This window comes from Burkholderia sp. AU15512 (assembly GCF_002223325.1).
Lineage (GTDB): Bacteria > Pseudomonadota > Gammaproteobacteria > Burkholderiales > Burkholderiaceae > Burkholderia.
This window is the reverse complement of the sequence record NZ_NKEX01000003.1, coordinates 1,962,330-1,983,922: the sequence shown is the minus strand read 5'-3', so window position 1 is coordinate 1,983,922 and position 21,593 is coordinate 1,962,330. Positions and strand designations below refer to the sequence as shown.

Annotated in this window: 18 protein-coding genes and 1 pseudogene; 11 read left to right on the top strand and 8 right to left on the bottom strand. The window is 64.4% G+C overall.

The window, feature by feature from the left end:
* Positions 1-2 precede the first annotated feature (2 nt).
* From CFB43_RS11840 to CFB43_RS11820, 5 genes are all read left to right on the top strand, one after another.
* Complete coding sequence (locus CFB43_RS11840) at positions 3-1,205, top strand: tryptophan--tRNA ligase (protein ID WP_011352534.1); 1,203 nt, start codon at positions 3-5, stop codon at positions 1,203-1,205.
* An 8-nt stretch (positions 1,206-1,213) separates the two neighbouring features.
* Positions 1,214-1,816: a class I SAM-dependent methyltransferase gene (locus CFB43_RS11835; protein ID WP_089495148.1), complete on the top strand. Its 603-nt coding sequence runs from the start codon at positions 1,214-1,216 to the stop codon at positions 1,814-1,816.
* 48 nt (positions 1,817-1,864) lie between these two features.
* Positions 1,865-2,770, top strand: a complete 906-nt coding sequence (gene dapA, locus CFB43_RS11830) for a 4-hydroxy-tetrahydrodipicolinate synthase (protein WP_011352532.1) — start codon at positions 1,865-1,867, stop codon at positions 2,768-2,770.
* 111 nt (positions 2,771-2,881) lie between these two features.
* A complete protein-coding gene (gene bamC, locus CFB43_RS11825) occupies positions 2,882-4,027 on the top strand; it encodes an outer membrane protein assembly factor BamC (RefSeq protein ID WP_089456463.1) in 1,146 nt (381 codons plus the stop codon).
* 4 nt (positions 4,028-4,031) lie between these two features.
* Positions 4,032-4,808 carry an MBL fold metallo-hydrolase gene (locus CFB43_RS11820; RefSeq protein WP_089495147.1) on the top strand — a complete coding sequence of 259 codons (777 nt, stop codon included), beginning with the start codon at positions 4,032-4,034 and terminating at the stop codon, positions 4,806-4,808.
* 113 nt (positions 4,809-4,921) lie between these two features.
* Here the strand turns inward: CFB43_RS11820 and CFB43_RS11815 are convergent, their stop codons facing one another.
* The 3 genes and pseudogenes from CFB43_RS11815 to CFB43_RS11805 all read right to left on the bottom strand — a co-directional run bounded on the left by CFB43_RS11815 (position 4,922) and on the right by CFB43_RS11805 (position 6,638).
* Positions 4,922-5,185: a hypothetical protein gene (locus CFB43_RS11815; RefSeq protein WP_021162672.1), complete on the bottom strand. Its 264-nt coding sequence runs from the start codon at positions 5,183-5,185 to the stop codon at positions 4,922-4,924.
* A pseudogene (locus tag CFB43_RS39125) lies at positions 5,115-5,361 on the bottom strand (hypothetical protein). Before CFB43_RS39125 ends, CFB43_RS11815 begins: the two are co-directional and overlap by 71 nt.
* 56 nt (positions 5,362-5,417) lie before the next feature.
* Positions 5,418-6,638, bottom strand: a complete 1,221-nt coding sequence (locus CFB43_RS11805) for a cupin domain-containing protein (RefSeq protein WP_089495146.1) — start codon at positions 6,636-6,638, stop codon at positions 5,418-5,420.
* A gap of 32 nt (positions 6,639-6,670) precedes the next feature.
* Here CFB43_RS11805 and CFB43_RS11800 point away from each other — a divergent pair, with 32 nt between their 5' ends.
* On the top strand, positions 6,671-7,213 hold the full coding sequence (locus tag CFB43_RS11800; RefSeq protein WP_059554208.1) for an FKBP-type peptidyl-prolyl cis-trans isomerase: 543 nt from the start codon (positions 6,671-6,673) through the stop codon (positions 7,211-7,213).
* On the opposite strand, the gene CFB43_RS11795 is transcribed toward CFB43_RS11800, so the two are convergent.
* Entirely contained in the window at positions 7,193-8,464 is a 1,272-nt protein-coding gene (locus CFB43_RS11795) for a hypothetical protein (RefSeq protein ID WP_179254820.1), read from the bottom strand. The two genes, CFB43_RS11800 and CFB43_RS11795, sit on opposite strands and share 21 nt — an antisense overlap.
* Entirely contained in the window at positions 8,445-11,102 is a 2,658-nt protein-coding gene (gene mutS / locus CFB43_RS11790; RefSeq protein ID WP_089495145.1) for a DNA mismatch repair protein MutS, read from the bottom strand. Before mutS ends, CFB43_RS11795 begins: the two co-directional genes overlap by 20 nt.
* Positions 11,103-11,667: 565 nt before the next feature.
* Between mutS and CFB43_RS11785 the strand changes: the two genes are divergently transcribed.
* Positions 11,668-12,183 carry an HAD family hydrolase gene (locus CFB43_RS11785; RefSeq protein ID WP_179254819.1) on the top strand — a complete coding sequence of 172 codons (516 nt, stop codon included), beginning with the start codon at positions 11,668-11,670 and terminating at the stop codon, positions 12,181-12,183.
* A gap of 560 nt (positions 12,184-12,743) precedes the next feature.
* Here the strand turns inward: CFB43_RS11785 and CFB43_RS37635 are convergent.
* Positions 12,744-13,052: a hypothetical protein gene (locus CFB43_RS37635; RefSeq protein ID WP_144023050.1), complete on the bottom strand. Its 309-nt coding sequence runs from the start codon at positions 13,050-13,052 to the stop codon at positions 12,744-12,746.
* 1,203 nt (positions 13,053-14,255) lie between these two features.
* Between CFB43_RS37635 and CFB43_RS11780 the strand changes: the two genes are divergently transcribed.
* Entirely contained in the window at positions 14,256-14,723 is a 468-nt protein-coding gene (locus CFB43_RS11780) for an SOS response-associated peptidase family protein (protein ID WP_089495143.1), read from the top strand.
* 47 nt (positions 14,724-14,770) lie between these two features.
* The gene (locus CFB43_RS11775) at positions 14,771-16,300 is read left to right on the top strand and encodes a CYTH and CHAD domain-containing protein (protein ID WP_089495142.1); all 1,530 of its coding nucleotides are present in this window, start codon (positions 14,771-14,773) and stop codon (positions 16,298-16,300) included.
* A 331-nt stretch (positions 16,301-16,631) separates the two neighbouring features.
* Here the strand turns inward: CFB43_RS11775 and CFB43_RS11770 are convergent, their stop codons facing one another.
* Positions 16,632-18,254, bottom strand: coding sequence for an NAD(P)/FAD-dependent oxidoreductase (locus CFB43_RS11770; protein WP_089495141.1), 1,623 nt, complete (start codon positions 18,252-18,254; stop codon positions 16,632-16,634).
* A gap of 312 nt (positions 18,255-18,566) precedes the next feature.
* Entirely contained in the window at positions 18,567-19,370 is an 804-nt protein-coding gene (locus CFB43_RS11765) for an inositol monophosphatase family protein (protein ID WP_011352522.1), read from the bottom strand.
* 280 nt (positions 19,371-19,650) lie between these two features.
* Between CFB43_RS11765 and CFB43_RS11760 the strand changes: the two genes are divergently transcribed.
* A complete protein-coding gene (locus CFB43_RS11760) occupies positions 19,651-20,475 on the top strand; it encodes an RNA methyltransferase (RefSeq protein WP_089495140.1) in 825 nt (274 codons plus the stop codon).
* A gap of 270 nt (positions 20,476-20,745) precedes the next feature.
* The gene (gene cysE / locus CFB43_RS11755; RefSeq protein WP_089425733.1) at positions 20,746-21,549 is read left to right on the top strand and encodes a serine O-acetyltransferase; all 804 of its coding nucleotides are present in this window, start codon (positions 20,746-20,748) and stop codon (positions 21,547-21,549) included.
* Positions 21,550-21,593: the final 44 nt, after the last annotated feature.

Genomic DNA, 21,593 nt, shown 5'->3' with positions numbered 1-21,593 from the left:
TCATGTTCCCTGAACGTATTTTCTCCGGCATGCGACCCACCGGGTCGCTGCACCTCGGTCACTACCACGGCGTGCTGAAAAACTGGGTGAAGCTGCAGTCCGAGTACCCGTGCTTCTTCTGCGTCGTCGACTGGCATGCGCTGACGACGCACTACGAGACTCCCGAGGTCATCGAGAAGAACGTGTGGGACGTGCTGATCGACTGGCTCGCATCCGGCATCGATCCGGCGCAGGCCACGCTGTTCATCCAGAGCAAGGTGCCGGAGCACGCCGAACTCGCGCTGCTGCTCGGCATGAGCACGCCGCTCGGCTGGCTCGAACGCGTGCCGACCTACAAGGAGCAGATGGAGAAGCTGAAGGACAAGGATCTGTCGACCTACGGCTTCCTCGGTTATCCGGTGCTGATGGCGGCCGACATCCTGCTGTATCGCGGCTCGCTCGTGCCGGTCGGTGAAGACCAGGTGCCGCACGTCGAGATGACGCGCGAGATCGCGCGCCGCTTCAACTACCTGTACGGCCGCGAGCCGGGCTTCGAGGAGAAGGCGCTCGATGCCGCGAAGAAGCTCGGCGGCAAGCGCGCGAAGCTCTATCACGAGCTGCGCAACGCGTATCAGCAGGAGGGCGACGACGAGGCGCTCGAACAGGCGCGCGCGATGCTGCAGGAATCGCAGAGCCTGTCGATGAGCGACCGCGAGCGCCTGTTCGGCTATCTCGAAGGCGCGCGCAAGATCATTCTCGTCGAGCCGCAGGCGCTGCTTACCGAAGCATCGCGGATGCCGGGCCTCGACGGGCAGAAGATGTCCAAGTCGTACGGCAACACGATCGGCCTGCGCGAAGACGCCGAGACGATCACGAAGAAGGTCCGCACGATGCCGACCGATCCCGCGCGCGTGCGCCGCACCGATCCGGGCGATCCCGACAAGTGCCCGGTGTGGCAACTGCACCAGGTCTATACCGACGAGGCGACGCACGACTGGGTGCAGAAAGGCTGCCGTTCGGCGGGCATCGGCTGCCTCGACTGCAAGCAGCCGGTCGTCGAAGGCATCCTGCGCGAACAGCAGCCGATGCTCGAGCGCGCGCAGAAGTACATGGACGACCCGTCGCTGCTGCGCGCGATCGTCGCGGACGGTTGCGACAAGGCGCGCAAGTACGCGACGGAAACGATGCGCGACGTGCGTGACGCGATGGGCCTGTCGTACAACTGATCGACCGCATGAGCGCATCCGTCATTGCCGCCGCGGGCGGCCACGTCGCCCAGGCCGAGCCGTCGCGCTGGGTCGCGCAATGGTCGCGGCTCGTGTCGCCGGGCGGCGCGGTGCTCGATGTCGCCGCGGGCGGCGGCCGCCATGCGCGCGGGTTCGCGTCGCATGGCCATCCGGTCGTCGCACTCGACCGCGACCCGGCCGCGCTGGCCGCGTTGCGTTCGATTCCGGGCGTCGATGCCCGTGACGCCGATCTCGAAGGCGCGCCGTGGCCGTTGCCGGCCGGCGAGCAGTTTGCGGCGGTGGTGGTCACGAATTATCTGCACCGTCCGCTCTGGCCCCATCTGCTCGATGCGGTGGCGCCGGGCGGCGTGCTGATCTACGAAACCTTCGCGCAAGGAAACGAAACGGTCGGGAAACCGTCCAACCCCGCGTTCCTGCTCGCCCCGGGCGAGCTGCTGGACGCCGTGCACGGCCGCCTGCGGGTGGTTGCGTACGAGGACGGGTTCGTCGCCGCGCCGCGCGAGGCGTTCGTCCAGCGTCTCTGCGCAGTGCGCGAGGGCGCGACCCCGAAGGCGGGGGCGGGAATTCCACGTTACGAACTGCCCGGCTAATCCGCTACAATCTCAATGTTTACCGGTACATAATCTCATTCGCGTTTCATGGCTAACGGCACCCAAGACGGCATTCAAATCCGCGGCAGCATCCCCGCGATCGTCACCCCGATGCTCGAAGACGGCAGTCTCGACCTGCCGGCGTTTCGCAAACTGATCGACTGGCACATCGCGGAAGGCACCGATGCGCTGGTCGTGGTCGGTACGAGCGGCGAGTCGGCAACGCTCAACGTCGAAGAGCACATCCTGATGATCCGCACGGCGGTCGAGCATGCGGCGAAACGCATCCCGATCATCGCGGGCGCGGGCGGCAACTCGACCGCCGAGGCGATCGAGCTGACGAAGCACGCGAAGGCTGTCGGCGCGGACGCGACGCTGCAGGTCGTGCCGTACTACAACAAGCCGACGCAGGAAGGCATGTACCGTCACTTCAAGACGATCGCCGAAGCGGTCGACCTGCCGGTGATCCTGTACAACGTGCCGGGTCGCACGGTGGCCGACATGGCGAACGAGACGACGCTGCGCCTCGCGGAAGTCCCGGGCATCATCGGCGTGAAGGAAGCGACTGGCAACATCGATCGCGCCGCGCACCTGATCAAGGCCGCCCCGAAGCATTTCGCGATCTACAGCGGCGACGATCCGACCGCGATCGCACTGATGCTGCTCGGCGGCCACGGCAATATCTCGGTCACGGCGAACGTCGCACCGCGCGCGATGAGCGACCTGTGCCGCGCGGCGCTGGCCGGTGACGTACAGACGGCTCGCGCGCTGCACATGAAGCTGCTGTCGCTGCACAAGAACCTGTTCATCGAAGCGAACCCGATTCCGGTGAAGTGGGCGCTGCAGGCGATGGGCAAGATGCAGGGCGGCATCCGGCTGCCGCTCACGGCGCTCGACGAGCGCTGCCACGAAGCCGTGCGTTCGGCCCTCGTCGAGGCCGGCGTCCTCGCCTGATGCCGAGGCGGCCGCGTCCTGCGGCCGCCGGCTCGAACCCTGATCAACCCGCACCGGCCGGCTCCGTCCGGCGCCGCTCCTGACGAGCGTTCTAGCAAGACGAAGGATTTCATGAAACGTTTCGCCTTTTCCTCTCGCGCCATCCAGATGTCGGTGGTGGCGCTGGCGCTGGGCGCGCTCGCCGGCTGCGATACGCTGAACGACTACCTGGCCCCTGACCGGGTCAACTACAAGAACACCGGTTCGGCGCCGCCGCTCGCGGTGCCGAGCGACCTGAAGCCGGTGCCGACGACGCAGCAGTTCGTCGCGCCGCCGAGCAACGCCGGCCTCGGCACGCTGCCGCCGCGGGTCACGACGCAGGCGGGCAACGCGACCGACGGCATCCCGAGCGCGCAGGATCCGCTCGGCATGCACATCGAGCGCGACGGCGACCGCCGCTGGCTCGTCGTCGATGGCCGCACGCCCGAGCAGCTGTGGCCGATCCTGAAGGAGTTCTGGCAGGAGAACGGCTTCTCGCTGAAGACCGATGCGCCGTCGACGGGCATCATGGCCACCGACTGGGCTGAAAACCGCGCGAACATCCCCGACGACTGGTTCCGCCGTACGATCGGCAAAGTCATCGATTTCGCGTACTCGTCCGGCACGCGCGACCGCTTCCGTACGCTCGTGAACCGCACGTCGGACGGCAACACCGATATCTCGATCACGCACAGCGCGATGGAGGAAATGATGGTCGGCCCGCAGGGCGGCACGTCGTCGCGCTGGGAAGAGCGTCCGCGCAATCCGGTGCTCGAAGCCGTATTCCTGTCGAAGCTGATGCAGAAGTTCGGCCTGACCGATGCGCAGGCGAAGCAGCTGCTGACCGATGCCCGTCCCGCGACGGCGCCGGCGCAGGTCAGCGACACGAGCAGCGGCGGGGCGACGCTGCAACTGGCCGAGTCGTTCGACCGCGCATGGCTGCGCGTGGGCCTGGCGCTCGACCGCACCAACTTCGCGGTCGACAATCGTGATCGCGAGAAGGGCGTGTACACCGTGCGCTATGCGAACACGATGGAAGAGCTCAAGCGCGACGGCCTGTTCGGCAAGCTGTTCTATGGCGGTCCGTCGGCCGCGAAGCCGGGCAAGGAGTACCTCGTCAACGTGCGCGCACAGGGCAACGGCAGTACGCAGGTTGCGGTGGTCGGCGCGAACGGCCAGGTCGACAACTCGTCGGACGCGCAGCGGATCATTTCGCTGCTCCACGCGCAGCTGAACTAAGCGCGTGCGATTCTCCAGCCTCGGAAGCGGCAGCGAAGGCAACGCGCTGGTCGTCGAGGCCTCGAGCGGCACGACGACCACCCGCGTGCTGCTCGACTGCGGCTTTTCCGCCAAGGAGGTAGAGCGCCGGCTCGGCCGACTGAATCTCTGCATCGGCGATCTCGATGCGATCCTCATCACCCACGAACACAGCGACCACGTCGGCAGCGCGTTGACGCTCGCCCGCCGCGGATCGCTGCCGCTCTACATGAGCTGGGGCACCGCGCGCGCGGTTGGCGCGGACGAGGCCGATGTCGATCTAAATGTGCTGTGGGGCGACGAGACGGCCGCGATCCGCGATCTGGCCGTGATGCCCTATACCGTCCCTCATGACGCGCGTGAGCCGCTCCAGTTCGTCTTTATGGACGGCGCCAGCCGGCTCGGCGTGCTGACGGACGTCGGGATGGCCACGCCGCACATCACGGCTGTCCTGAGCGGCTGTGACGCGCTGGTGCTCGAATCCAACCACGATACCGCGATGCTGGCCTCGAGCCGCTATCCGCAGTCGCTGAAGGCGCGTATCGGCGGCAACCACGGCCACCTGAGCAATCACGCCGCAGCGGACATCCTCGCGTCGCTGGAGCGCAGCCGCCTCAAGCACCTGGTCGCCGCGCACCTGAGCCAGCAGAACAACCTGCCGGAACTGGTCCGCCAGGCGTTTGGCGGTGTACTGGGGACGAGCGGGGACGACGTGGTCGTGGCCACGCAGGATGCGGGCTTCGACTGGCTGGCGCTCGGATGAGCGGGGCAGGGCCGCCGCGGCGGCCCGGTGCGACTGCCGTGCGATAGGCGCGGAAACGACAGACGTAAAAAAACCGGCCCTCGGGCCGGTTTTTTTTCAGCTGACGCTGAGGCTTACTGGCTTGCGCCCGAAGCCGGAGCAGCCGTCGCTGCCGAAGCAGCCGACGCCACTGCAGCAGCAGCGTCGCTCGCAGCAGCCGTTGCCGACGAAGCAGCAGCCGAAGCGTCGCTCGCAGCACCAGCAACTGCCGAAGCAGCCGACGAAGCAGCAGCAGCCGCGTCGCTTGCAGCCGACGAAGCAGCTTGATCAGCGCTCTTGTTGCAAGCAGCCAGTGCAACAGCAGCCAACAGGGAAGCTACGAGGAGGGATTTCTTCATGATCACGTCCTTTTATGGTTAAAGGTAAGCAACAGCGCGAAACAATACCGGTAATGTGCTCCAACACCGACCTGGGCCGCTGGTGGAGATGCACTTCTTAGAGCGTGAATCTTCCCTACGGCTTGGGCGGAAATTATATGCACTTTCCTATCGACCGTCGACAAATGCGGGGTCAATACGTTGTCTTTCCCATACAGAATTTGATCCGTACGGGCATACGGGGCGACTCACACTAAATCCGGTTTCCGACCCGTATCCAGCCCGCACGATACCACTCGTGCAACAAGGCTGTCATCGAGGGAACCCGGGATAGTGTTACAAACCGTTTCGCCTCCATCTGGCGTTGATTGGCCAGTTCGGGCAGCCATTCGCTGGCCTGCTCGAGCGGTCCTTCTTCACCATTAATGAAGTACGAGCGCGCGTTATACATCAATGCGGCCCTTCTGTCGAGACACACGCCACGGCGTGACGCTTGCGTGACGAACGCGGCCTCGGACAGCGGGCGCGCGGGCGGGTCGAAAACGACGTTCGGCTTGGGCTCGCTCAGGTAGCAGCCGAGGAATTCGGCGACGTCCCGCTTGCGCCAGCGGATCGCGTCCACGATCTCGGCCACGCGCTCGACCATCGCCGGAGGCAACTGGGCGGGCGTGTCGACGGCCGGCTGCTTCGGATCGCGGTAAAGATCGTCGCCGCAACCGTCGCGCAGGCCGCCACGCTCCGCGAGATAGTACAGGAACTGGGCGCCCAGCTCGCCGGCGGACGGGGCCCGGAAGCCGATCGAGCAGGTCATGCATTCGCCTTCGGCGACGCCGTCGTGCGCGATGTGCGGCGGCAGGTAGAGCATGTCGCCGGGTTCCAGCACCCATTCATCGCTCGGCTCGAAATTTTCGAGGATCTTCAGCGGCACGTCCGGTTGCAGCGACAGGTCCTTCTGCGCACCGACGCGCCAGCGGCGCCGGCCTTCGACCTGCAGCAGGAATACGTCATACGAATCGAAATGCGGACCGACACCGCCGCCGTCCGTCGCATAGGAGATCATCAGGTCGTCCAGACGCGCGTCGGGGATGAAGCGGAAGCGGTCGAGCAGTGCGCGCGCCGCATCGACGTGCAGGTCGAGCCCCTGCACGAGCAGGGTCCAGGCCTTGCGCGTCACGGCCGGCAGCGAGCCGGGCTCGAACGGGCCCTGCTCAAGTTGCCACTTGTTACGAAAATGGGTGATCAGTCGCGATTCCGCGTCATAGTCCGCGGCGAGCTCGAACAGTGCGTCGCGCGAGACCGGCGACGCGACGCCGGGGATTGCCTGGCGGATCAGGAGCGGCTTCTTCTGCCAGTAGCCGCGCATGAATTGCGCCGGCGTAAGACCGCCGAGCAGCGGTGTGGGAAGATCGGAAGGTGGCGCGCCGAACGGGGCGGCAGCGGCATCCCGCGGTTCGGCTTGAGACCGGTTGCGCATCGTATAATGAGATTTGTATTTGGGAGAATTGGATGAAAATCGCAAAAAACACCGTCGTGTCGGTCACTTACAAGCTGTCCGATGCACAGGGCAATCTGATCGAGGAAAGCGACGAGCCGATGGTCTATCTGCACGGCGGCTATGATGGCACGTTCCCCAAGATCGAGGAACAGCTCGACGGCCATGAGCCGGGCTACGAGGCGCAGGTTCAGCTCGAGCCGCAGGACGCGTTCGGCGACTACGATCCCGAACTCGTGAAGATCGAGCCGCGCGATCGTTTTCCCGAGCCGCTCGAAGTGGGCATGCAGTTCGAAGGCACGCCGGAAGACGGCGACGAGGAAGTCGATTCGCTGATCTACACGGTCACCGACGTCGCCGAAGACAAGGTCGTGCTCGACGGCAATCACCCGCTGGCAGGCATGGCGCTGCGTTTCGCGCTCACCGTGAAGGACGTTCGCGAAGCCACCGAAGACGAAATCGAGCATGAGCACGCACATGGTGCGGAAGGGCTCGAGATCGTCGACGAGGACGACGACGAAGACGGCGAAGCGCCGTCAGGGCGTACCCTGCACTGAGCTCGCAGGCAAGCCGGGTGCCGGCCCCGACGCAGGGGCGGGCGCCGGCCACGACGCGCCGCCCGGTGCGGCGCCGTCACCCTGCAATTGCGGCGCGACCGACGACGAGTCGGGCAGCGCCGGCAACGCAGGGATTTCCGGCATCTGCGGCAGCGGCACGTCGTCACGCGGCACGAGCGGCAGCGCGGGCGGCACGGGCAGGTTCTTCGGCACCTCCTGCAGGCTCACGTTGAAGATCGTCTGCCGTGCCGGCGACACGCTCACCTTGACCCACTGATTCGTCGGATGGCGCGGTCCGATCGCGACGCGCGTCACATTACCCACCAGTTCACCGTCGTCTGCACGCAGCGGGCGGTCGATCAGAAAACCGTTCGCAAGCGGCTCACCGCTCGCGTGCATCACGAGTATCGGGCCGCGGAACGTCGCCGCCGCCTTCACCAGCGTTCGTTTCAGCTCACGGAAGCCGTCGCGCACGCGCGGCCGATTGAAACGCAGCCATGCGAAGCGTTCCGCGCGTTCATAGCGTTCGAACTGCGGATCGCCTTCGAACAACACCACCATCGCGCGTGCTTCACGCCGCTTCGCGTATTCGGCCGCGTGGTCGATCCAGAAACCGTTCGCGATGATGCGGTCCTCGAATTCGCCGTTGCGGCCGCCGGCCGTCAGGTAATGGTTATTGGGCGCCGGCGCGTTGAGCGCGACGTAGACGATGTCGTCGCGCATCCAGCGGGCGTTTTCCCGATACGGCCGGAACCGTGCGACTTCGCTTTCCCGCGTGATCTGCAGCGCGCCGGGGTCGGGCAGTGCGGAATCGGCGAGCAGCGTCTGCCGCAGGAAGTCGAGCCGCTCGACCGGATCGTAGCCGCCGCCGGCCGCGGTGTTGCACGTTGCCCAGTCGTCGTGGCCGGGAATGAACACGAGCGGCACGCGTGCCGCATCCAGGATCGCCCCCCGCTGCGAATACAGGGCATCGCGGCACGCTTCCTTGGAACCCTTGAGATCACCCGCGTAGACGACGAACGCGAGGTTGCGCTCGCGCGCGATCGCATCGAGCAGCCGCTGGGCGGCCGGTTCGTCGCCAGGGACGTTGATCACACCCGACACGACCGCGAACGAGTAGGGCGTCGTGCTGCGTTTCGGCGGCGCGGCCAGCGCGGTGGCCTGCGCGAGCGCGAGCGCCGCCGCGACGAGCATGGCGGCCGTGCGAGCCGGCAGGCCGCGCGGGATGCGCTTACGCGTGTCCGTCGACATCGTGCGACCGGACCAGCGTGCGCAGTTCGTACAGCAGGTCGAGCGCCTCGCGCGGCTTGAGATCGTCGGGATCGATGTCGCGCAGTTTTTCGAGTGCCGGATGCGGTGTGCCGGGCAGCGCCGGCGCGTCCGCGCATTCGAGATCGTCGGCGGCCACCGGCGGCGCGCTGAACAGGTCGAGCTGCGGCGTGTGTTGCGACGCCGACTGCTGTTCGAGATACGCGAGGTGCTTGCGCGCGGCGCGGATCACGGGCGCCGGAACGCCTGCGAGCTGCGCGACCTGCAGGCCGTAGCTCTGGTTGGCCGGGCCTTCGTTGACCGCGTGCAGGAACACGATGCCGTGGCCGTGCTCGACGGCCGACAGGTGGACGTTGGCCGCTTGCGGGAATTCGGCCGGCAGTTGCGTCAGCTCGAAGTAGTGCGTCGCGAACAGCGTGTAGCACGCGTTGTGCGCCAGCAGGTGGCGCGCGATGGCCCACGCGAGCGCGAGGCCGTCGAACGTCGACGTGCCGCGGCCGATCTCGTCCATCAGCACCAGGCTTTGCGGCGTCGCGTCGTTGAGGATCGCCGCGGCTTCGGTCATCTCGACCATGAACGTCGAGCGGCCGCCCGCGAGATCGTCCGCCGCGCCGATCCGCGTGAAGATCCGGTCGATGGGGCCGAAGCATGCCGACTTGGCCGGTACGTAGCTGCCGACGTAAGCCATCAGCGCGATCAACGCGGTCTGCCGCATGAACGTCGATTTACCGCCCATGTTCGGGCCGGTGATCAGCAGCAACTTGCGCTCGGTGCCGAAGCGGCAGTCGTTCGCGATGAACTGTTCGACCTGCGCTTCGACGACCGGGTGGCGGCCCTGTTCGATTTCGATGCCGATTTCGTCGGTGAAGGTCGGTGCGACCCAGTCGAGCGCACGGGCGCGTTCGGCGAATGCGGCGAGCAGGTCGAGCTCGGCGAGCGCCGATGCGACGCGCTGGCACTCCGGGATGAACGGCAGCAGGGCCTGCAGCACCGCGTCGTACAGCGCGCGCTCGCGGGCCAGTGCGCGTTCCTGCGCGGACAGCGCCTTGTCCTCGAAAGTCTTCAGTTCGGGCGTGATGTAGCGCTCGGCGTTCTTCAGCGTCTGGCGCCGGCGGTAATCGTCGGGCACCTTGTCGGTCTGGCCGCGCGTGACCTCGATGTAGAAGCCGTGCACCTTGTTGTATTCGACGCGCAGGTTCGCGATGCCGGTGCGCGTACGCTCGCGCGCTTCCAGATCGATCAGGAACTGCCCGCAGTTCTCGGAAATGTCGCGCAGTTCGTCGAGTTCGGCATCGTAGCCGCGCGCGATGACACCGCCGTCGCGCACCATCGCGGCTGGCTCGGGCGCAATCGCACTGGTCAGCAGGTCGAGACATTCGGCGGGCGGTGCGAGTGCTGCGTCGACGCGGGTGAGTGCGTCCGCGTTCGCGACGATCGCGCTGATGCGCTCGCGCAGTGCCGGCAGGGCGGCGAACGTGTCGCGCAGGCTCGACAGGTCGCGCGGGCGCGCGGACAGCAGCGCGAGACGCCCGGTGATCCGTTCGACGTCGGCGATCTGGCGCAGCGCGCTGCGCAGCGCATCGAGGCTGGCGTTGGCCGGTGCATCGAGCAGTGCACCGATTGCCTGCTGCCGCGACTGCGCAGCGACCGACGCGCGCGGCGGGTGATGCAGCCAGTGACGCAGCAGGCGGCTGCCCATCGTCGTGCAGCAGGTGTCAAGCAGCGAATACAGTGTCGGCGACTCGGTGCCGCGCAACGTCTCGGTCAGTTCGAGGTTGCGGCGCGTGGCCGGATCGAGACCGATGTACTCCGTTTCGTTCTCGACCTTCAGGCTGCGCACGTGCCGCAGTTGCTGGCCCTGCGTGGCGGCCGCATAGAGCAGCAGCGCGCCGGCCGCGCCGCACGCGCTCGTGAGTGAATGCGCACCGAAACCGTCGAGGCTCGCGACATCGAGCTGGTCGCACAGGCGCTGCGTGCCCGATGCGATGTCGAAGTGCCATGCGGGCACGCGCCTGCTTGCGCCCGCGCCGGCCGGCACGGCGTCGGTCGCGCCGTCCGGTGTCAGGATCTCGGCCGGCCGGATGCGCTCGAGCGCGGCCGCGAGCTGGTCGGGTTCGATTTCGGCGAGCCGCAGCGCGCCGCTGGCGAGGTTCAGCCATGCAAGGCCGATGTTCACCGCGACGCCGCGCTTGTTGTGGCCCGTGCACATCGCGAGGAGGTAAACGTCGTTCTTGTCGGACAGCAGCGCGGCATCGGTCAGCGTGCCGGGCGTGACGACACGCACGACCTTGCGCTCGACGGGGCCCTTCGATGTGGCGGGATCGCCGATCTGCTCGCAGATCGCGACCGATTCGCCCATTTTCACGAGCTTCGCAAGATACTGCTCGACCGCGTGATGCGGTACGCCGGCCATCTTGATCGGCGTGCCGGCGGAAGCACCGCGTTGGGTGAGGGTCAGGTCGAGCAGGCGTGCGGCTTTCTCCGCGTCTTCGAAGAACAGCTCGTAGAAGTCGCCCATCCGGTAGAAGACAAGCGTGTCGGGATGGTCGGCCTTGATGCGCAGGTACTGCTGCATCATCGGGGTATGGCCGGCGAAGGCGTCGGGCGACAGCGTGGTCATAAGTCAGGCGTGAAGTTGTTGCTTTGGTTGCCCGAGTTTACCAGTGGCCTGAACGGGACCGCTCGAAGTTCGCCGTTCGGCCAGTTGCCGGGGGGCATGACCCGCGACTGCCGGCCGGGAGCGGACGTTCGACGCGACGAGCGAAGTCGTAGACAATCGAGATTCCAAGGCATCCTGCTATCCATCCGTAACAATATGACCCGTCCGCCCCGTCGACCGGATCTGATCGTAAGCTTCACTCTGACGGCACGCAGATAGATGGCTCATTGAAAGAGGTCATCTCAGGCTATCGTCCGATCTACAAGGTGTGTGCCGACTACTGGTCGTCTGCACATCATGAATTCGTTGGCGCAACTGGCGTCTGCACGGGGCGCAAATGTAAGGCGGAAGTTTGGCTTTTGTCCCCCGAGGCATATCCACACTCATTTTGGATCGATCGACGCGTTGAAGTAGCTGAGGGTTCTAGATCGGTAGGCATTGCTGATGTCCTGCAGATAATCAACCCCCTGCTCAATATGTCCGCAGATGGCTGACTATGAGGGGTTATCGTACCGATGGAAAAGGTATGGATACGAAGAGGGTGAGGCTGATTATTTTTGACTTAGACGAAACCTTGGTGCATGCCACCGAGGTGCCTTTGTCTTGGTCACATAGCTTTCAGGTTGGTCCGTACTTCGTCTACGTCCGTCCGTTTGCACCGGAACTGATCAGTATAAGTGCCGTCTTGTCTGATGTGGCAGTTTGGTCCTCGTCGAGTGATCCGTATGTGGAGGCAGTCACCGCAGAACTGCTCGGTACACCATCTCCAGTCAAATTCTCGTGGTCAATGTCTAGGTGCGTTCAGAAAATTGACGCTAGAAGTAACGGGTACGTCTATGTAAAAGATCTCCGAAAAGTGATGAAGTACGGATACTCAGTCGACGAGATCATCATGATTGACGATAGTCCCGAGAAGCTTCAACGGCAGCCCAACCGACATCTTTGTCTGCGAGCATTTACTGGCGACCCATTAGGCAAGGAGCTTCTCAACGTTATCGAGCGGCTAAAGGCTATGGTGGCGGCAGGGCGAAACATCACGTAGCTGGAATGTCCGCAATGGGACAGCAACGGCTGGCGAAAGGGCAAGCGTAGGAATTAGCGTAGGTTTGTGTGCCGAGCCGTATCTGATAAGGCGCAGGTACTGCTGCATCATTAGAGTGGCGGGGGCGGCTGCCGCGGTGGAATGGGTGCTCACGTGACCGGAAAAAGTTGCTTTGGCCGTCCGAGTTTACCAGCGGCCATGATGCGGGAGCGCGAAGGATGCCGTCCGGCCGGTAGCCGGCGGCCACGGCCGGCGGCTACCGGCCGGTAAACAGACATTGACGTACTCACTCCCCGAGACCGATTGCCTGCCTCGCGGCATCAAATTCCACCGGGGAGCCGAGGTATTGGCGTCATGTCAGCCGCTGCAAGAGAGGGCTCTGCTCGATAAATCGACCAAACATCTTATGGACCGTCTTCACGAAATGTTTGCGAGAGCCCATTAACTAGGCTAATTCTTGGTTTGGACAGCCTCGCACACCGCTAAGTAAATCACACAAGTTCAGTTGGCGCCTCAATTTCGTCCGCGAAAATGAGGCGCGCGACAAAATACAATCCAGATTAAACTGACTGGAACGCAACGCCAACAATCTGCGCGTAACCTTGATTGGTATAGCTTCCAGAAGTCGTGAGATTCAACGTCGGAGGATTACTGTTGGCGGCAGCGGAGAGGATGACATTCCTGATATTCTCAAATCTCTCCAAAATAGAACTTTCGATAATGAATGAATCGGGAACATCCGAGCCACCCGTCGTCTTGAATTTAACAAGGATGTTTTTGGTATCTGACAATTTCGGGGCGGGCACCTGAACTGAAGCGACCACAACCGAAGAAACGGTATCGAGCCTTTCGGAGGCGACTTGTGTCATTTTCTTCACCATTTGAATGATTTAAAAGACGTACTATTACCTCTTCCAGCACGCAGCGGCCGGAGGGGTAAAAATACGATTAGTGCCACACACTCAGACAAAAACAACTCCATACTTGCATGGACAACGCTCCTCTCGACCTCCGCGGCAATTCTTGGCGGACCCTGTACAAAGCGATTGCCCGGACACAACATTAGGGCGTGCACATTACGAGATCAATTACACGTGATTACACGATGGCCAAATTCAGGGTCAGCGAAATCAATCCTTTCGAATTAAGGATGCCTACGTAACGATGTTGGCGGCGAAAGGATTGTGCGGCTCGGCTTGCGGAGGTCGAGGACGATTTCGTTCGGGGATGAATCGGATGAGGTTGGCGGCAAGATGACGAAGCACGCAAGATGACGAAGCAATCGAGCAAATTTGTCGGTGGTGCTGATCAGAAGCAATCTGCGCATGCAGTTGGATCACGCCCCCGCTTTCTCCCGAGACGTATAGCAGGCCAAGGACTGCTCACTGACAGGTAGCGTGATTTTACCAACTGGCCGTCATCGGCAGCAGCTGCTGCAAAGTAGCCCTTGCCAGCTGCAAATCAAACGACTGCAACCGGTCGAGGCTATTTGAAAACTCACGCCGAACGCGCCAGCCGACGAACTCGGCTCATCAGAACGCCGTGGACGTGCCTTGAAGCGGTTCGGGAGGGATGGAAAGTGACACGCGAAAACCTGCCAGCTTCGAGTTTCACTCGGCCTCGGTCGGTAACGGCAAGTCTCCAAAAAGCTCCGGCGTAGGTCTTGGCGTAGCTTTGTGTGCTGAGGCTTGTCAGATAAGGCGCAGGTACTGCTGCATCATCGGGGTATGGCCGGCGAAGGCGTCGGGCGACAGCGTGGTCATAAGTCAGGCGTGAAGTTGTTGCTTTGGTTGCCCGAGTTTACCGGTGGCTTCATGTGCGGGCGCGAAGTTGGCCGTTTGGCCGGTGACGGGTGATGGCGTGTGGAGGCGAAGCGTCTCCCAACCCTCGCTACAACAGACGACGAATATGGAATCACAAATCGGAGACGGACCGTCAGTACATACCTTCGCGCCGCTCGCAGCAGGGCAAAGGTATCGATGGCATCGCAAATGTGACACCGCCTGTGCCAACGGTCGCATTCTGCGTATCCGTGACGTCCACGCATCTGAACGCTAGACGAAGATCCGGACATCAACGAGCTGAAGATCGGCATCGGCGATCTATACCGCCGCGACCCGTGGGAGCCGAATGTGTACCCGGACTATGCAGTGCCGATCGCATGGGCGGATGGGGACGGCCTTGGCGTCGTCAAGGCAGTGTTCGGGTTCTGGCCGAAGTTCATGCAGCCTGAGCGCGTCGACGACAACGGGAAGAAGCGGAGAAAGCTCGACACGGTCAATGCCCGTTCAGAAACGGTCGGTGAGTCCCGACTTTACGGCAACGCGTGGCGAGCCGGTCAGCGCTGCTCGATCCCGATCCGATGGATATACGAGCCTTGCGTCTGGGCCGAGACCAAAGACGACAAACCACCGAGCGTCCGATGCGGTGGAGCAGGATTTACCGCCCCTGGAGGACTAAAAGAAAGTGGCTGTCGACAATCGCCCATGCTCAACACGTACGGTGCCAAGACGTGGTTCCTCGCCCGAAGTTCGGACTGAAACTTGCTAGACCCAGAGCACGGGTGACATCCCGAACGGAGGCAGCCATGGAACAGGAGTTGAAGTTACGAATCCCCCCCAAGCACCTTGGCAAGCTTCGTCGCGCGCCTCTGCTTGTGCATGGTCGCACGGAGGCTAATCCATCGAAACTCCTGACCAGCACCTATTTCGACACGCCTGATCTGGCTCTACACGGGTGCGGCGCGTCGCTGCGTGTGCGGGCCGACGGCCGGCGGCGGATCCAGACATTGAAGCTCGGGGGCGTTATCGATGCGGGGGTTTTCGACAGGAGTGAGTTCGAAGTGCCGATCAATGGCGACGCGCCCGACCTCACGCTGCTGCATGAGGCGATACCCGCCGACACGGAGTGCGGGAAGCTGATTCGTGATCAGGCTGTTGCCGCGCGCCTCGCTCCCGTTTTCGTCACGCGCATGAATCGAACCGCGATCCCGATACATGTTGCGTCGGAAGATGAAATCGAAGTAGCCGTGGATGAGGGAACCATTGAGGCGCAAACGGGGGCCGTGTCCCTTGCAGCAGTCGAACTCGAACTCAAGCAGGGCAACCGGCAAGCCCTCCATGCGACGGCACTCGAACTCCTGAAGGCCGCACCGATGCGAATCGACCATCGCAGCAAGGCCGATGTCGGTTACGAATTGCTTGTCGCGGAGCATGCGGAAGCCGTAAGAGCAAAGCCCGTCCGCCTCGGCAAGCGTGCTTCAATTGAAGATGCGTTCTGCGCGATCCTGCGTAACTGCCTGGATCAGGTTCACGCCAACGCGCGCGGCGTCGTTTCCGGTCACGATCCGTCATGCGTGCATCAGATGCGGGTGGGACTCCGGCGTTTGCGTTCGGCGTTGGACTTGTTCGCCAAGGTAATTTCCGCATACTCCGGACTCGACGACGAACTGCGCTGGATTGCGGCAGAACTCGGTGCGGCGCGCGATTGGGAAGTCCTGGCCGGGGCCACGCTCGATCATGCCGGAGCTGATAGCAATGAAGAGGAGCTGGGGCCGATTCGGCGGGCTTGCACGCAGATGGCAGTGGCCAACCGCAAACGAGCGGCGACCGCGGTCGATTCGGTTCGCTACACGCGGCTGATACTGGAGTTCACGCTATGGCTGGAAGTCAAAGGATGGCGCGACGCGATGACCGACGAACAGCGCGCGGCGATCGAAGGTTCCGCGAGGAAGTTCGCCATTGAAGTGCTGCACAGTCGGCACCAGAAGCTGATCAAGCGTGGCAAGAAGCTTGCCGATCTGGACGACCACCGTCGGCACCGCGCCCGTATCGCGGCGAAGAAGGTTCGCTACGCGACGGAGTTCTTTCAGTCGTTGGTGTCCAAAAGGGCCGTGCGTCACTACGTCGATGCACTGACGGACCTTCAGGACGATCTTGGGTGGCGCAACGATGCGGTTGTCGCGGATAAACTCCTGCGCATCGTGTCGCGGAAGTCGACCGAAGCCGATCGTGGCGCGGCTTTCGTCAGAGGTTATCTGGCTTCACGCGTTGCCGCCGATCATCGGAGGCTAAGTAAGGTGTGGAAGCGTTTTGAACGCATATCGCCACCGCACTAAATCGGATCGGGATTGGGGTGGCGATCTGATGCAAACATGTCCCACACGTCAGACAAGCCGCACGTACTGCTGCATCATTGGAGTATGACCGGCGAAGGCGCCGGGCGACAGCGGGGTCATAAGTCAGGCGTGAAGTTATTGCTTGGGTTGCCTGAGTTTACCAGTGGCTTCGGCAGGCACGCGCGAAGTTCGCCATTCGGCCAGGTTGCCGGAGATTGCGCGACCGGCGGCGGTCGTTCTCACGCCGCTGTCCGGCCGCGCTTCCGGCCGGCCATGCGAAAGTCGGCGTCGCTCAGATCGAGAACCCTCGCGTGCCGACTCGCTTCGTACATCAGGCCGTTTGCCCCGACGTCATGCTGAGCGCCACCGCCTGCGCGACTTCGATCCCGTCGATGGCGGCCGAATAGATGCCACCGGCATACCCGGCACCTTCACCCGCCGGATACAGCCCTTCGACGTTCATGCTCTGGTAATCGTCCTTGCGTCGAATCCGAATCGGCGACGAAGTACGCGTCTCGACACCGGTGAGCACCGCATCGTGCATCGCGAAGCCGGCGATCTTCTTGTCGATCTCGGGGAGCGCTTCGCGGATCGCTTCGATCACGTAGTCCGGCAGCGCGGTGCTGAGATCGGTCGGGTTCACGCCCGGCTTGTACGACGGCTCCACGGAGCCGAGCGACGTCGACGGCCGGCCGGCGATGAAATCGCCGACTAGCTGCCCCGGCGCACGGTAATCGCCGCCGCCGAGTTCGAACGCGCGCTCTTCCCATTTGCGCTGGAACGCGATACCCGCCAGCGGGCCGCCGGGATAGTCGTCCGGCGTGATGCCGACGACGATGCCCGCGTTCGCGTTGCGCTCGGCCCGCGAATACTGGCTCATGCCGTTGGTGACCACGCGGCCCGGCTCGGAGGTCGCCGCGACCACCGTGCCGCCCGGGCACATGCAGAAGCTGTAGACCGCGCGGCCATTGCTGCAGTGGTGGACCACCTTGTAGTCGGCCGCGCCGAGCTGCTTGTGGCCCGCGAACTTGCCGAAGCGGCTGCGATCGATCAGCCCCTGCGGATGTTCGATACGGAAGCCGAGCGAGAACGGCTTGGCTTCGATATAGACGCCGCGATCGTGCAGCATCTGGAAGGTGTCGCGCGCGCTGTGGCCCACGGCCAGCACCACGTGATCGCACCGCAGCGTTTCGCCGTTCGAGAGCTTCAGCGAGCGCACCTTGCCCTGATCGATCTCGATATCGTCGACTCGCGTTTCGAAACGCACTTCACCACCCAGTTCGTGGATGGACGCGCGCATCTTTTCCACCATGCTGACGAGGCGGAACGTGCCGATGTGCGGCCGGCTCAGATACAGGATGTCGTCCGGCGCGCCGGCCTTGACGAATTCGTCCAGCACCTTGCGGCCATAGTGGTTCGGATCCTTGATCTGGCTGTACAGCTTGCCGTCGGAGAACGTCCCGGCCCCGCCTTCGCCGAACTGCACGTTGGATTCGGGGTTGAGCACGCTCTTGCGCCACAGGCCGAAGGTGTCCTTGGTGCGCTCGCGCACGGCCTTGCCGCGTTCGAGGATGATCGGGCGGAAACCCATCTGCGCGAGGATCAGCCCCGCGAACAGGCCGCACGGCCCCATGCCGATCACGACCGGGCGCAGGAAATTGCCGTGCTCGGGCGCCTTCGTGACGAAGTGGTACGCCATGTCGGGCGTCACGCCGCAATGCGGCTTGTCGGCGAGGCGCTTGATCGCGGCCGCTTCGTCCGTGACTTCGACATCGACGATATACGTGAGCTTGATGTCGGCGCGCTTGCGCGCATCGTGCGCACGGCGGAACACGGTGTAACGGAGGAGCCCGTCCGCGGCCACGCCAAGCTCCGCGAGGCGCGCGCGAATCGCGACCTCGAGCGCGCTTTCGGGGTGGTCGAGGGGGAGTTTAATTTCGCTTAGCCGTAACATGGGGACTCGGATGCGATTGCCACGGCGTCGTGGCGGTGTTGATACGGTCGGGGCCGGCAGGCCGGCGGTGTTGTCCGCCGTGCGGGCATGCCGGACGCAAACCCATCATTGTCATTGCGGGAAGGGCCGTGCAAGCGGCAGTACGCTGAACGGCCCGTACAACTCAGGCAACTTCAGGATAGGCGCACGAAGCGACCCTTGTGCGGGAAGATTGTCCCGCCTCCCGGCAACCGGGAGGCGAACGGTGCGCCGTCATGACGACGCCCGCGAGCGGCGTGCGCGCAAGCCGCGCCATGCAGGCGCGGCCGGGGCTTACTCCGCTGCCGGATGCACGCGGGTGTAACCCTTCAGGATCGGGATCATCTGCGCGTAGATCTTCGGGTTCGCGGCGACGATTTCATGGCGATGCAGGAAGTCGGCATCGCCCGTGTAGTTGCCGACGAGGCCGCCGGCCTCGGTGATCAGCAGGCTGCCCGCTGCCATGTCCCACACGTTGATGCCCTGTTCGAAGAACGCGTCGAGGCGGCCGGCCGCGACGTTCGCGAGATCGAGTGCGGCCGCGCCCGGACGGCGCAGGCCCGTGCAGGCCTGCGTCATTTCGGTGAAGAGGCGCGCGTAGGCATCGAGGCCGTCCTTTTCGCGGAACGGGAAGCCCGTGCCGACCAGCGCGTCCGACAGGCGGTCGCGGCGGCCGACGCGGATGCGGCGGTCGTTCAGGTACGCGCCGCGGCCGCGGGTGGCCGTGAACAGGTCATTCTTGTTCGGGTCGTAGACGACAGCCTGCGTGACGACGCCCTTGTGCTCGAGCGCGATCGATACGCAGTAGTACGGGAAACCGTGGATGAAGTTGGTCGTGCCGTCGAGCGGATCGATGATCCACTTGAATTCGGATTCGTTCTCCGACTCGCCCGATTCTTCCGCGAGGATCGCGTGATCGGGGTAGGCGGTCTTCAGCGTCTCGATGATCGCGTCTTCGGCGGCCTTGTCCACTTCGGTGACGAAGTCGTTCTGCTGCTTCTTGCGGATCTCGATCAGGTCGAGATCGAGGGACGCGCGATTGATGATCTGTCCGGCGCGGCGCGCAGCCTTGACAGCAATGTTGAGCATGGGATGCATGAGCCTGGATCCTGTAGCTGGCGGCACGGGCCGCCACGAAGTGGAACAACCGCCCGGCACGGCGCAAGCGTGGCAGGCGAGATGAGACGCGAATTGACAAAGAACGGGGTACGACCCGCGTCGCACGGAGTGCGGCGCGTAAAGGCATGATTTTACCCGATTTTTGGCGGTTTCAGGCGACCGGCGTACGGGGAAACCCCCACTATCCGTCCGGACGAGTGGGTTTGCCGTGGCGATGGCGATACCATACGGCCATTCTGATGAACCGAGTCGTATCGTAGTGGAAACCCCGCAGATCACCGCCGCGCCGTCCGAACCGGGCGCGGCCTCGTCCCAGCCGCCGTCCGGCGGCTTCACGTCCACCCGTTTCGTGCTCGTCGAGCCGAGCCATCCCGGCAATGTCGGGGCGGCCGCCCGCGCGCTGAAGACGATGGGCTTCTCGCGTCTCGTGCTGGTCGCGCCCCGCGTGCCGCACGTGCAGAGCGATCCCGAGGCGATCGCGATGGCCAGCGGCGCGGACGACGTCCTCGCGTCCGCGCATGTCGTGCCGACGCTCGGCGACGCGCTGTCCGGTGTTCACTGGTCGATCGCGCTGACTGCGCGCACGCGCGAATACGGGCCGCCGCGCCTGGCGCCGCGTGCCGCCGCCGCGCAGGCGTGCGCGCAGGTCGGCACGGGCGACATCGCGCTCGTGTTCGGCAACGAGCGCACGGGCCTCGCGAACGAGCATGTCGAGCAGTGCAGCGCGCTGGCGCACATCCCGGCGAACCCGGCCTACAGTTCGCTGAATCTTGCACAGGCCGTGCAGGTGCTTGCGTACGAGCTGCGTGTCGCGTTTCTCGAGCAGGCGAGCGAGCCGTCGGCGCAACCGTCGGCCGAAGCCGGCACGCTTGCGCAGAGCGACGAGATCGAGCGGATGTACGTGCACCTCGAGAACGCGCTGATCGCGCTCGATTTCCTCGATCCGCGCAACCCGAAGAAGCTGATGCCGCGGCTGCGGCGCCTGTTCGCGCGCACGGGCCTCGAGCGTGAGGAGGTCAACATCCTGCGCGGCGTCGCGAAGCACATCCTGCTGAAATCGGGCAAGCCCGACGGCGACGCGTAAGCGGTCGGCGCACGGGGGGGGGCGGATGTCTCGGCGCGCGGGGCAACCACCCGTCGGCAGGTGCCGGGTCGGTTGCCGAAAGCGCCGGGGCCGATCACTTCACTTGGTCGATCACCCCGCCAACCCAGTAACGGCAGGCGTTCCGCCCGAATACCCGCGCCGGCGGCGGGGTGAACTGGCGAGCGCGTGCGGCCGTTCGTGACTCGCCCTACAATCGCCGAACGTCATAAGTAAATTACCGGGCGCGATAACGGCCGGTCGTTGCCGGCGATGCGCGCCGGCCTTTTCCCAGACCACATCATGTTCACGAGACTGCGCGAAGACGTTGCAACGATTCGCGAGCGGGATCCCGCCGCTCGCAGTGCATGGGAAGTGCTGACCTGTTATCCGGGGTTGCATGCGCTCGTGCTGCATCGTTTCGCACACGCATGCTGGCGCGCGAAGCGCTACTGGCTCGCGCGTTTCGCGTCGCAGGCCGGCCGGTTCCTGACGGGGATCGAGATTCACCCCGGCGCGACGATTGGCCGGCGCGTGTTCATCGATCACGGGATGGGCGTCGTGATCGGCGAGACGGCGATCGTCGGCGACGACTGCACGATCTACCAGGGCGTGACGCTGGGCGGCACGTCGCTCACGCGCGGCGCCAAGCGCCACCCGACGCTCGAGGCCGGCGTGATCGTCGGCGCGGGCGCGAAGGTGCTCGGCGGCTTCACGGTCGGCGCGGGGGCGAAGATCGGTTCGAACGCGGTCGTCGTGAAGCCGGTGCCGGCTGGCGGCACGGCGGTCGGCAATCCGGCGCGCGTCGTGATGCCGGCGCAGCCGAAGCCGCAGCCCGAGCGCGCGGCGTTCTGCGCATACGGGATCACGCCGAATGCCGACGATCCGATGTCACTCGCGATTCACGGGCTGATCGATCACGCGGCGAAGGAAAGCCGCCGCGTCGACGAGATCGTCGCGGCGCTCGAGCGGCTCGGCACGCATCTGGAAACACTGCAGGGCGCCGACGCGGCGCGCCTCGATCTGCGCCGGCTGTCGGCCGTGCTGGAAGGGAAGTCGGTCGAGCGTCAGGCGTAATTCAATGGATGCCCGCTGCTGCCGGTGGGTGCGACGGCAGCAGC